The organism is Pantoea sp. X-Soil-TKNS-1211 (assembly GCF_059730495.1).
Genome location: NZ_AP035956.1, coordinates 150,123 through 161,149, shown reverse-complemented (window position 1 = coordinate 161,149; position 11,027 = coordinate 150,123). Strand labels below are relative to the sequence as shown.

The window sequence follows — 11,027 nt, the reverse complement described above, 5'->3', positions numbered from 1 at the left end:
TTAGCGAAAAGGGAAACGTATGGGAGCTGAAGGCTATTATCTGGTGCAGGGCGACAAAACGACCTGCGGCGGGAAAATCACCACAGGCGCAGAGGATCACACTCTGTTTGATAAACCTGTTGCCCGGGAGCAGGACAGTGTGACCTGCGGGAAGCATGCCGGACTATTCAAGATAGCCGGTGGCATCGACAGCGATACCATTCATGACCGGCGAATGGCCGGAACCCTCGACAGCTACAGCACCTGTCCCTGCAAGGCGAAGTTTATTCCATCAATGATGGATGATACGTACGAGAAGACAACCTCAGGCCAGAGCGAACCTGAACAACATGCACAGTCAACAAATAAGAATAATAAAAAAAGCGATGGAAAGCTGGATTATAAGATCCTGCTGTCAGGAAATAAGATCCTTACGCCTCTCTCAGTTCCAGATTATGATGAGATGATAAAGGGAGGAAATACCAACAACACTGAGAAAATTGGTTTCCGAATCATCAATAAAGGCGATGAGGCAGAAGGGCTTTCCCTGGAGGTTGTGGATGGAGCTGAACTTATTTACAGCGAAAAGCATACTTCCAAGTTCTTTGAGCAAGGCGAGCATGAATGGTATTGGGATGGTTACAGTAATGCAGGAATACTGGATACTCGCAGGCTTAAAAGTATATCATTAACAGTCAGATTAATTGCCCTTAGGGGCGATCAAATGATAAAGGTAGATCTACCGCTAAATAATTCACCTAAAGAACAAGATTGGGTGGATGTGCAGATCAATAGAAATAGTACCACAGCTGATGTTTTCTGGAGGGTCGCTTTTGATGATGGCGGTATTGACGGTAACAATCAATCGCTCCAACCCGTGAGTTATACTGATTTACAGAAGATGGCAAAAGAAGGGATAGAACTATATTGGTCTCGAAATGGTAGTCGGCTACCAACAATTGGTGAGGATATTCTAACAAAGAATGGGCGTTATAAAGTAAAGGTCTCGGTGAGTATTAATATAGCTCCGGCCATGCCATCATTTGATTTGATAGAGGTTCTGGATAGTGAATTTGGACGTTCAACAAGCCTGAAGGGATTCAGAAAAGTTTGCCATAATCTTGGTTTCTATTCGAAGATCTATCAATTCTTACCTTCACAAAATGCATCATCTCAAGCTGATATGTTATTTAAGCTGACAGCGTCCCACGAAATGGGGCACATAGTGCTTGATAAATATGCACCTTTTGGTTGGACAAAAGACTATTCGTGGACACATAAGAGTAGCTCAAGCCTTTCCCAGGAGTCTCTGCCCGGTACCACTATGCCATCAAGTGGAGAAATAGATATAATGAAATATGCAGATAAGCAGCAATCATTGGACATTCAGAGTAAACATTCAGTGGCGGCTGAAGAAGATGTAAAAGGTTTGCTCTGGCTGAGTAGGGTAAAATTCAATGACTAGATTACTTCTTGTTTGTCTTTTTTTTAGCATGTCAGCGTGTTCGTCGCAAAAGCCATTCCCCGGCGTCATTTTTATAAAAAACCCTTGTGATGCGCCGCTTTCTGTCTCGGTTTCAAAATTCTCAGGCTATATCTCATCATTGGATGGAAATACCGATGAACATTTTACGCTTGCTGTCGGACAACAGAAAGCATTTGCTCAGTTTCAACGATCCAGTAAAGAGCAGAATCTAGAATGGTTGTTTTCAGATGAATATGGTGGTGGATTTAATTTAACAACAGGGGGTGGTGTTCATCAAAAAAATTACTCTGGAGCCAACATATACCCTTTACTGAAAACTGTGTCTGATAAAGACCAGGATTTCATATATCTTGAAATTAGCTCTCATGGCATTTGTCCGTGAAATCTTGACGAATTTGACTAGCAGTATATCCTTTTAAACGACGAGTAATTGAATTTTTCGGAGTGGTATTCTTCCTGGTGGTTTCCGTCGGGATTTCATATCTCGGTATTTTTAAGTTGCGCTAATACCTTTCTTACCCTGATGTCGTTAACTTCTCTTTTTGGGTTACTTTTGCTGCCGCGTTTTTCTTTTTTTTCTCACCGTTATTGGCGATGATCTTCCCTGTTATTGTTACCGGCAAGCAGATAACCGCTACATCAGGTAAAAAATCACTGAAAAACACGTTTGTTATCTTGGGGCTAACTGTCCTGGGAATGTTCATCTTTTCAGAAAGATACACGACATCTTTAATGCATAAAGGATTCACAGAATGCCAGTGGATCCCTTCAGGTTGGATGCCTGGTATGGCAAAAAAATATGCCATAGAACCGTCTCTTTGTACTCAGCATTGATGGTTCTCTTTTCTATATGATTACCTGTGTCAGACTCCCGGAGTCTGCTTCAGTGTTTAACACGCAGCAATTTACTAAGCAGAATAAATATGGATGATTTAACCCTGCGTTATTATGACGCTGAAATGCGCTATCTGCTGGAAGCTGGTGAAGAGTTTGCCCGTGCTCACCCCGAGCAGGCGGCAATGCTCAATCTCGATAAAGCGGGGGCGCGCGATCCGTACGTGGAACGCCTGTTCGAAGGTTTTGCCTTCCTGATGGGCAGGCTGCGTGAAAAGCTCGATGACGACCTGCCTGAACTGACCGAAGGGCTGGTCAGCCTGCTGTGGCCGCATTACCTGCGTACCATTCCGTCAATGTCGGTGGTGGAATTCACCCCTGACTGGCGTGAGATGAAAGAGCAGATGCGCATCGTCAAAGGTTTCGAGGTGAACTCGCGGCCGATCGGTGAGAAGGGCACGCGTTGTCGGTACACCACAACCAAAGAGATTACCCTTCAGCCGTTGTCGCTGGAGCACGCCCGCCTGTCGACTGCCCCTGACGGACGTTCGGTCATCAGCCTGCGGTTTAACTGCAGCCATCTTGCCGACTGGAGTCATGTCGATCTCAGCCAGATTCCGTTCTACTTCAACGCTGATGCACCGCTGGCCTGTGCCATGCATGAGGCCTTTACCATGAACACGGCGCGTCTCTGGTTGCGAATGCCGGGTGAAATGGACAGAAGACCGCTTGACGGGTATTTCACCGCGCTCGGATTTGGCGATGACGATGACCTGTGGCCGAAGGGCAGCAGCAGCTTTAGCGGCTATCAGCTGCTGCTGGAGTACTTCACCTTCCGTGAGAAATTCATGTTCACGAGTCTGCGTGGGCTGGAGACCGTGGTCTTTCCGGCTGAGCTCCCATGGTTTGAAATCGATGTGGTACTGGCGGAACGCTGGGAGCATGACTTCAGCTTTACCGAAAAGCATCTGCGCCTGAACTGTGTACCGGTGATTAACCTGTTCCCGCTGGAATCTGACCCGCTAACGCTCAATTCTCTGCAAACAGAATACATGCTGCGCCCGATGCGCGTTCAGGATGGCCATACCGAAATATACGCGGTGGATTCGGTGATGTCATCGAGCCAGCATACCTACGTGCCATTCTCAAGCTTCCGCCACAAAGGCGGAATGATGCGCCATGAAGCCCCGGAATATTACTACCACACCCGCGTGCGCCGTGGCCCATCGGGCCTGCATAACACCTGGCTTATCCTCGGCGGTGAAGCCTTTGATAGCCATACGGTGCCGGAAGACGAAAGCCTGTCACTGACGCTCACCGGCACCAACGGCCAGCTGCCACGACGTGCACTGCAGAGCACAGTGCTCGATACGGTGATGAAAACCACCTCGGCCAGTATCGCCGTGCGTAACCTGTGTGCGCCGACACTCCCCTGTTATCCACCGGCGCAGGATCGTTTCCACTGGCGTGTGCTGAGTCACCTCGGCAGCGGATTCCTGTCGATGATGGATAATGCCGACGTACTGCGTGGCACCCTGGCGTTGTACGAATGGACCGACAGCGAGATGAACCGACGTCGCCTGGAAGCCATCATTGACGTTAAGCACAGCGAAACCGAGCGTTTCGAGCAGGGCTATCTGGTACGCGGTGTGCAGATTGAGGTGACGCTGGACAGTCACGGCTTTGCGGGGCGTGGCGATATCTGCCTGTTTGGCGAGATGCTGAGTCGCTTCTTCGCGCTCTACACCGATATCTATCTGTTTAACCGCCTGATTATCATTCTGCAACCGACCGGAGAGCGCCTGGAATGGGAAGAGAAGCACAACCGCCGCATTCCCGGCTGACCCCGCGGCTGGAAGCCGACCTTCACCGCATCAACTTTTACCGTTTATGCCAGCTGTTGGAAAAACGTAATCCGGGCCGGCCGCTGATGGGGTCGACCAGCCATCCGGCGGATGACCCGGTGCGGTTTGTGCCGCATCCGGGGATGGGTTTCCCTGCCAGTGAACTGAAGGCTGTCGAATATGGCGAGGATGATGACAGCAAGCCACCGCTCATCCGCACGACTTTTATGGGGATGTACGGTGTCGATTCCCCCTTACCAACGGCCTACCTGGATGACATCACCCAGCGTCGCGAAGGGCACGAGGCGCTTCAGGGCTTTCTGGATATCTTCAGCCACCGCATTCTGACGCAGTTTTATCGCATCTGGCGTAAATACTCGTACCCGGCCACGTTTGAGCCCGGCGGCACCGACAGCATTTCGCAGTCGTTGCTGGGTCTGGTGGGGCTGGGCATTCCGGGCACTGCAGAGCACATCGCCACCCCGGTATCCCGTTTTCTGTCACTGCTGGGCGTACTGCAACAGCCAGGTAAAACCCAGGAGGGGATGCAGGCCCTGGTGAGCCTGCTGGCACCTGACACGACGGTGCAGGTGAGCCCGTATTGCCTGCGGCCGGTAGAGGTCAGTCAGCCACTGGGCTTTTATGGTGATGACGATTTTCGCCTCGACGGTAACACACCGCTTGGCGATGAGGCGATGGATGCCAACAGCCAGCTGCTGATTGCCCTGTCCACCGAAAACGAGCTGGAATCACAGGGCTGGAAACCGGATGGCCTGCTGTATCAGGACTTTCTGGTAATGCTGCGGGTGTATCTGGGCTGGCGCTTTAAGGCAAAAATCACCCTGACCACCCGGATCCGTCTGCTTGCCGCGCCGCCGCTCGGCGAAGGTCCTTTCTGGCTGGGGATGAATGGCGTGCTGGGCGCGGAAGACGAAGACCTCCCGGACGATATCCCGCAGACCTTTACGACGGAACTGGGCTATTACACCGGCCTGCAGCCCGCAACACCACAACGAGGAAACCGACGTGTTACGTACAAGTTTGATTAAACCCGCGTGCTGGCTACCTGCACTGCTGGCGTTCAGCCTGACGGGCTGTGGGGTGGCGCAGGGCGTCGCAGATGGCACCAAATCGGTCTATACCGCCGTGTTTTACAAGAAAATTAAAGTGCTCCATCTGGATTTCACGGCGCGTGAAGCACTGAACACCGATGCGCGCGAGAGTAACTCACTCTCCGAGCCGGTGGTGGTCCGTGTCTACCAGTTGAAAGACCGCAAAGCATTCGACAAAACGGTCTATCAGCAGCTCCTCAAGGACGGTGACACGCTCCTGAAAGCCGACCTGCTGGCGACCCGGGACGTCGTGGTGAAACCTGGCGGGGATGCAAATCTTAATATGCCCATGGAAGAAGACGCGCGGTTTGTCGCAGTGGTCGGGTTGTTCCGCCATCCGGATATGGTCAACAACACCTGGAAGCAGGTTCTCAAACGTGAAGATCTCGATCCGGATAAACCCCGCATTCTGGAAGCCGGTAGCAATCATCTGACGCTGCAACCGCTCAAGGACAACTGATGCCACAAGGACATAACACGCCATCGTTGTATGAAATGCTGAGCGGGAACTTCTCCGGTGGCCTGAGCCTCCGTCAGGTCAGTGAGCAGAACCAGGTGATTTTGTCCGTGCTCGATAACATGCAACGCATCCTCAACTGCCGCGCCGGTACGCTGGCGCATTTGCCGGACTATGGCCTGCCCGATATGACCACAATCCTTCAGGGCATGCCCGGTACTGCCCATGAGCTGATGGGCACCCTGTCGGCTGTTCTGCTCAAATATGAGCCACGCCTGAGAAAAATAGCCGTTGTCCTGCTGGAGCAGAGTGTCCCGGGTCAATTGAGTTACGCCATTGATGCTGAGCTGAAAGGCATTGGCCTCGTGCGTTACGGCACCGAGTTTATGCCCGAGGGACGAGTGATGCTGAGACACCTGAAGCAACAGCAGTATCTCGACACCACAACCCGTTTGTAAGGCCAGATAACAGCATGTCAGTCAAATCAAAGTTCCTTAAAAAACTGCAGGCCAGACAACCCGCTCCGGTCTCGTTTACCAGCAAAACTCAGGCCGATATTGCAGAGTTTTGTCTGCGAATAATGCAACTTCAGGAGCAGATGGACGCGTGGCTGGAGGGTACCGGACTGCACGTGGAGACGTTTACCGTCTCTGTTACTGACCTGCTGGTTAAGGGGGGAGCATTTGATATAGCCGCCCTCGTTCTGCGTATCGACGAGCGGTCTGTGAAATTTGTGCCTGTATTCCTGTATGGTCAGGGTGTGACCGGGTGCGTGGAGGTGGCCTTCCATAATGGAGGACTCGTGACGCCTCTGGGGCGATTATTTATGCGGTCAGGAACGGTGAACAACTGGACCTTTACTCAGCCTGGCGCTTTATCTCCCTCCGGGCAGGGTTTTGATGAGAGCACATTTTTTGGTTTGATTCTGGCGCTCCTTCCATAGCGGAACCGGAATGAGTAATAGTTTGTTTGCCTGTTAGTTATTGCGTATTTACCAGGTAAAACAGTCAATAGCTGACGGGAAACAGAGTCCCAATATAACGAAATAATTCACGGATATGGAAATGAGAAAATTAATCTTCCTTCTGGTCTCAGGAATTCTTTTTACGGCACAAGCTGATGCTGCGCGTGGAAGGCAGCCCTGTTCAGGCTCAAAAGGCGGTATAGCGCACTGCACATCGGATGGAGGCTTTGTCTGTAATGACGGGAGTCTGAGTCAGTCGAAACGATTCTGTTCCGGCTATGGTTCCTCAGAAGCCGGCAATCGGGCAAAACCTTCCACCTCCCCCCGCAAAATGCAGACGAAAAAGATGACAACTGCGGAAAAACAGACTCAGCAACGCGTGACAGAAAACGACGAACCGGTCAGCACACAACCCCGACAGCCAACATGCGCTCCCCTCTATATGGCCAGCAAGCCCGGATATACCCATTTACCGATTTGCTCAGGGAACCAGTATTAATCGGATATGGCACAGATTCCCTGCCTTATTATTGGCGTAATTGCCTGGGGTATTTATGTCGCGGTAAGAGCATTAATTGACGCCACTGCGCTTGAAAAGACGCTGCATGACCATCTGGAAAGCTACCGGATTAACCTGCGTAAGGAGTTTTTCCGGGTCGAGCTCAGCAGAATTATCGATGAGGTGGAGCGTCACCACGGGCAGGTTGAATATATTGCTGACCCGGTGGCGCTACAGTATCTGCAGAGTCTCGAATATGCAGAAAGCAAAGCCGCATAAACAATAACCTTTAATAGCTCCTGGTACGTCAAATGGACAACTGGTCATGAATGACATCCCCACACGTAAAAAAACCGGCGGCGACCCACGCATGCTGCCGGATTATGCTGCCCTGCGTGATGAACTGAGTAAGCTGACACATCCGGCTCGCCCGGATGTGAGCTGGCAGTATGTCGAAAAACTTTGTCTCTCACTGTTTGAGCAGAACGGCGTGGAATTGCAAACGGCAGCCTGGTATACACTTGCGCGTACGCAACTGGCCGGCTTATTCGGGCTCAATGAAGGGCTGACAATACTCGAGGCACTGATAAGTCATCAGTGGGGGGCGCTGTGGCCTCAGCCAGTCCATGCCCGCATGGAAATCCTCAGCAGTCTGAGTCAACGCCTGAAGCAACAAATGCGTTCGCTCCCGCTGAATTACAGTGACCTCAGTCAGTTGAATCGGGCAGAGCAGCTGCTTACTGCTATGGGGCAGGTATTGCAGCATCTGGAGCTTAAGCATCTGAGCCAGCTCGATACGTTGCGTACTCTGATGCACAATCGTGCTGTCAGGCTGGAAAGCAGCGATGTCATAACAAGCTCCGGGTCGAACGTTCAGCCAGATATCGTGTTGCCTGCCTCCGTGATGAATGATGCGACAGCATCAACGCGAGACCTTGCTGGTGGTCCGAGTGAAGATTTCCAGGTTCCAGGCAGTGCAGTGAAGTGGGTATATGTCGCGCAACCGGAACAGCAGCCGAACGTGGAAGTGCTGGCAGCTGTGCCCACTCCGGTAAAAAAATGGAAATCCTTCGCCGCCGGGATGTGTACCATGCTGGTAATAAGTATCGTCGCAGTGTGGAGCTGGCATTTTCTTCACCGGCCAGACCCTCTACAGAACCAGCTTGCTGCTTCACTGGCTCCGTTCCCTGCACCTCTCACGTCTGAACAGCTGGGGATGTTGCGTCAGCAGACTCCGTTATTGCAGGACCTTATCGCACAGACACAGCAGCAGCTTGCCCGACTGGATAAGTTGCCTCCTGACTGGGATATTACATACAGCAGAAAACTCATCGAACAGGTTCAGGCATTGTGGCCGGAACAGGCTGAGCCCCTCATACAACAGTGGCGGCAACAGATTAATGTCTCAGTACTTCCTGTCGATACAATGAACGGCTGGCATGAAGGTATGACACAGCTTCAGGCACTTGCCGATAAACTGGATGCGCTTGACGGCCAGAAAGGGAAATATATCACCGTCAGTGAACTTAAATCGCAGGTCTTTGGCATGCTGACAAGCTTCCGGCAGACCGTCCCGCTGGAAGAACAGCTTCGGCAGTTGAAGCTGCTCCCTGAAGACTCACTGCAGCGTCAGCAGCAGGTCCGGCAGATCGAGCAAGGCCTCCGGGCTCAAATCTCAACACTGGCGCAGGAAAAGCAACGTGACTAATACCAGGGAGTTCTGACATGGAGGATAAAACGCAGCGTCAGCGGAATCACCAGGCACAGTGGACGGTCGCCAAAAATACGTTTGTGGAACAACGCTATGGTCAGCTATCTTCCGGCAGGCCTTCCGGGCAGAGATCACCGGTCGCAGCTGTTGGAGCCGTGAAGAGAAGGCCTTTCTGGAAAAGCATTACGGAAATCTGCCAACAAAAGAAATTGCCGCCAGACTGGGCAGAAGCGTCAGTGCGGTGAGGGCGGCAGTCGTCCAGCTTGGCCCTGGAACGTGGAAAAACAGACCCTGAACTGAAATGGAACAGGTGTTGATGCTGGCACTACAGTAAAGGGATTAATAAAATAGAAGCGTTACTGCCGGTTCGTACCCGGGAGGCCATTCGGAAAAATGAGGCTGACGGAGACCTGGTTCTGGCAACCTGATGAAGACCGCGTATTAATAGCCTTTTACCCTGAGTCTGGAGTGAGCGGATGGGACTGAATTAGCCCGATGGGGCGGCTTTCAGGTTGAAAGATCGAGAAAAATAACCGGTAACTGTCAGATCAGGTCTGAGCTAATACAGGTGAACCATCCAAGACTTTTCCGCCCACTTCATGGACAATAGCTTCTTTGCTTAACTTTGTATCCCTCTGCTCCTATTATTTTTTGGAAAATCCCCTGCGGGTTTAGCCAACCAGTTGAGCAAGATCGCTGCATTGTACATAACTGAAACATTACTATTATATGCATCGTAGCGGTTGTTGATAGCTGAAATCTGGTTGTTAAAGTGGTCGCTTTCAGCGGTCAATACATCGAGTAGTGTACGTGTTCCCAGGTGATACCATTGACGGTAAAACATATCGCGTACACGATCGGTTTCTTTGCTCAGCAGAACGTAATTTTCCGCACGCAACAGGGAGGAGTCGCGAGTCTCCACCATATTGCGAATTTGATACTCCAGCTCATAGCGCGAAGTCTGGTTTTTCTCTTGTGCGGAACGAACTTTGGCCAGTGCAGCTTGCCGGGCCGCGCGTTCAGAGCCGCCACTAAAGGCGTTCCATTGAACGTTCAGACCTGTAAACCAGGCATTTTCATCGCCATACTCATCCCTCGCGGTGCTTTTCTGAACAACCCAATTCAACTGCGGCAAACCAGCCGCTTTAATAGACTCAGCCTCAGCATCGGCTGCACGCACTTGTGCCTCGTTGCGCAGTAATGTTGGGTGGTGGGACAGGGCGCTAAGGGCGGTATTAAGAGGTATAAAATCAGCAGTCCAGCGCACAGCTGGAGGGGATTCAGGCTCGATACCCATAAGACGTATCAGCTTGATGCGCGTATTGTCATACTGATGTTGCAACTGCTTCTCTTGTGCCTGTGCTGAGAGCAGCCGCGCTCGGGCCTGTACCAGTTCACTTGCACGCCCTGTATCCACTTTCGCGATACCAGACAACATCGTAACCAGTTCCTGCATGCGCACCACATAAGCTTTGGCGGCCCGCAGGCTTTCTCTATACCGGCTCAGGTTTAGCAACTCCGTCATGGTGTTGGAAGCCACCTGCTCGCGCGTCTCTTTAATCAGAAACTCTGACGCACTCAACGTTTGTTTGGCTCCTTCCAGGTCGGCGCTGATTTTTCCCCAGTCGAATACCGTTGTGTTGACGGAAACGGAAACACTGGTATCGCTCATGGAATTGTTATAACGCGTACTGGTTCCGCTACCGAAAGAACCGAATGGGGCGTTACTTCCCACGGTGATCTGAGGCAGGCGTTTACCTTCGACCTGCTTCACATCCCAGCCAGAGGCATCCATATCGGACAATGCACCACGTATCTCCGGGCTGTAATTTAATGCAATACCCACCATTTTCTGAAACCATGTGTGCAACTTCGCGCTGTCCATAACGCTCTCCGGTGCACTATTTCGTCTCGGCGGGATATCTTTCATGTCTGCCGTCGGAGTCCCCACCGTCTGAGGTGTGTCTATATCAGTACCGATCGACTCTCCGATGGTTTCGCTTCGTGGCGCAGGCGCTATAGTCAGCATTCGTGTTCCTGATGTGGCGCCGGATAAATTATTACTGGCAGCCTGAACACCTGATACCAACGCTAAGGGCAGTAACAATGTGACTGCCTGTAAAACAAACTTCTTATGCATA

13 protein-coding genes and 1 pseudogene are annotated in these 11,027 nt (G+C 51.5%); 13 read left to right on the top strand and 1 reads right to left on the bottom strand.

Annotation, left to right across the window (positions count from 1 at the left end; translation table 11 throughout):
• Positions 1–19 precede the first annotated feature (19 nt).
• The 13 genes and pseudogenes from AC6I8W_RS25575 to AC6I8W_RS25515 all read left to right on the top strand — a co-directional run.
• Positions 20–1,444: a PAAR domain-containing protein gene (locus tag AC6I8W_RS25575; protein ID WP_497839357.1), complete on the top strand. Its 1,425-nt coding sequence runs from the start codon at positions 20–22 to the stop codon at positions 1,442–1,444.
• The gene (locus AC6I8W_RS25570) at positions 1,437–1,847 is read left to right on the top strand and encodes a hypothetical protein (RefSeq protein WP_497839356.1); all 411 of its coding nucleotides are present in this window, start codon (positions 1,437–1,439) and stop codon (positions 1,845–1,847) included. Before AC6I8W_RS25575 ends, AC6I8W_RS25570 begins: the two co-directional genes overlap by 8 nt.
• Positions 1,848–2,053: 206 nt before the next feature.
• Positions 2,054–2,299, top strand: coding sequence for a DUF1240 domain-containing protein (locus AC6I8W_RS25565; protein ID WP_497839355.1), 246 nt, complete (start codon positions 2,054–2,056; stop codon positions 2,297–2,299).
• 89 nt (positions 2,300–2,388) lie between these two features.
• The gene (gene tssF, locus AC6I8W_RS25560) at positions 2,389–4,143 is read left to right on the top strand and encodes a type VI secretion system baseplate subunit TssF (RefSeq protein ID WP_497839354.1); all 1,755 of its coding nucleotides are present in this window, start codon (positions 2,389–2,391) and stop codon (positions 4,141–4,143) included.
• Complete coding sequence (tssG, locus tag AC6I8W_RS25555) at positions 4,107–5,192, top strand: type VI secretion system baseplate subunit TssG (RefSeq protein ID WP_497839353.1); 1,086 nt, start codon at positions 4,107–4,109, stop codon at positions 5,190–5,192. The genes tssF and tssG overlap by 37 nt, the downstream gene beginning before the upstream one ends.
• Positions 5,170–5,715 (top strand): type VI secretion system lipoprotein TssJ, encoded by a 546-nt coding sequence (gene tssJ / locus AC6I8W_RS25550; protein ID WP_497839352.1) that lies wholly within the window; start codon positions 5,170–5,172, stop codon positions 5,713–5,715. The genes tssG and tssJ overlap by 23 nt, the downstream gene beginning before the upstream one ends.
• Complete coding sequence (tssE, locus tag AC6I8W_RS25545; RefSeq protein ID WP_497839351.1) at positions 5,715–6,170, top strand: type VI secretion system baseplate subunit TssE; 456 nt, start codon at positions 5,715–5,717, stop codon at positions 6,168–6,170. Before tssJ ends, tssE begins: the two co-directional genes overlap by 1 nt.
• Before the next feature lie 14 nt (positions 6,171–6,184).
• The gene (locus AC6I8W_RS25540) at positions 6,185–6,655 is read left to right on the top strand and encodes a hypothetical protein (RefSeq protein ID WP_497839350.1); all 471 of its coding nucleotides are present in this window, start codon (positions 6,185–6,187) and stop codon (positions 6,653–6,655) included.
• Positions 6,656–6,776: 121 nt separating this feature from the next.
• Positions 6,777–7,175 carry a YdcA family protein gene (locus AC6I8W_RS25535; protein ID WP_497839349.1) on the top strand — a complete coding sequence of 133 codons (399 nt, stop codon included), beginning with the start codon at positions 6,777–6,779 and terminating at the stop codon, positions 7,173–7,175.
• Positions 7,176–7,181: 6 nt separating this feature from the next.
• Positions 7,182–7,454 (top strand): GIY-YIG nuclease family protein, encoded by a 273-nt coding sequence (locus AC6I8W_RS25530; protein ID WP_497839348.1) that lies wholly within the window; start codon positions 7,182–7,184, stop codon positions 7,452–7,454.
• A gap of 46 nt (positions 7,455–7,500) precedes the next feature.
• The gene (locus AC6I8W_RS25525; RefSeq protein WP_497839347.1) at positions 7,501–8,883 is read left to right on the top strand and encodes a VasL domain-containing protein; all 1,383 of its coding nucleotides are present in this window, start codon (positions 7,501–7,503) and stop codon (positions 8,881–8,883) included.
• A 17-nt stretch (positions 8,884–8,900) separates the two neighbouring features.
• Positions 8,901–9,131: a hypothetical protein gene (locus tag AC6I8W_RS25520; RefSeq protein ID WP_497839346.1), complete on the top strand. Its 231-nt coding sequence runs from the start codon at positions 8,901–8,903 to the stop codon at positions 9,129–9,131.
• A pseudogene (locus AC6I8W_RS25515) lies at positions 9,089–9,181 on the top strand (hypothetical protein); the annotation flags it as partial. The gene AC6I8W_RS25520 and the pseudogene AC6I8W_RS25515, both read left to right, overlap by 43 nt.
• A gap of 324 nt (positions 9,182–9,505) precedes the next feature.
• Here AC6I8W_RS25515 and AC6I8W_RS25510 read toward each other — a convergent pair.
• The gene (locus tag AC6I8W_RS25510; protein ID WP_497839345.1) at positions 9,506–11,026 is read right to left on the bottom strand and encodes a TolC family protein; all 1,521 of its coding nucleotides are present in this window, start codon (positions 11,024–11,026) and stop codon (positions 9,506–9,508) included.
• Position 11,027: the final 1 nt, after the last annotated feature.

Bases quoted from the DNA above. Each gene is read 5' to 3' on its own strand.
- AC6I8W_RS25575 (WP_497839357.1), top strand. From the start codon at position 20: ATGGGAGCTGAAGGCTATTATCTGGTGCAGGGCGACAAAACGACCTGC.
- AC6I8W_RS25520 (WP_497839346.1), top strand. From the start codon at position 8,901: ATGGAGGATAAAACGCAGCGTCAGCGGAATCACCAGGCACAGTGGACG.
- AC6I8W_RS25540 (WP_497839350.1), top strand. From the start codon at position 6,185: ATGTCAGTCAAATCAAAGTTCCTTAAAAAACTGCAGGCCAGACAACCC.
- tssE (WP_497839351.1), top strand. From the start codon at position 5,715: ATGCCACAAGGACATAACACGCCATCGTTGTATGAAATGCTGAGCGGG.
- AC6I8W_RS25510 (WP_497839345.1), bottom strand. From the start codon at position 11,026: ATGCATAAGAAGTTTGTTTTACAGGCAGTCACATTGTTACTGCCCTTA.
- AC6I8W_RS25525 (WP_497839347.1), top strand. From the start codon at position 7,501: ATGAATGACATCCCCACACGTAAAAAAACCGGCGGCGACCCACGCATG.
- tssF (WP_497839354.1), top strand. From the start codon at position 2,389: ATGGATGATTTAACCCTGCGTTATTATGACGCTGAAATGCGCTATCTG.
- AC6I8W_RS25570 (WP_497839356.1), top strand. From the start codon at position 1,437: ATGACTAGATTACTTCTTGTTTGTCTTTTTTTTAGCATGTCAGCGTGT.
- AC6I8W_RS25535 (WP_497839349.1), top strand. From the start codon at position 6,777: ATGAGAAAATTAATCTTCCTTCTGGTCTCAGGAATTCTTTTTACGGCA.
- tssG (WP_497839353.1), top strand. From the start codon at position 4,107: ATGGGAAGAGAAGCACAACCGCCGCATTCCCGGCTGACCCCGCGGCTG.
- AC6I8W_RS25530 (WP_497839348.1), top strand. From the start codon at position 7,182: ATGGCACAGATTCCCTGCCTTATTATTGGCGTAATTGCCTGGGGTATT.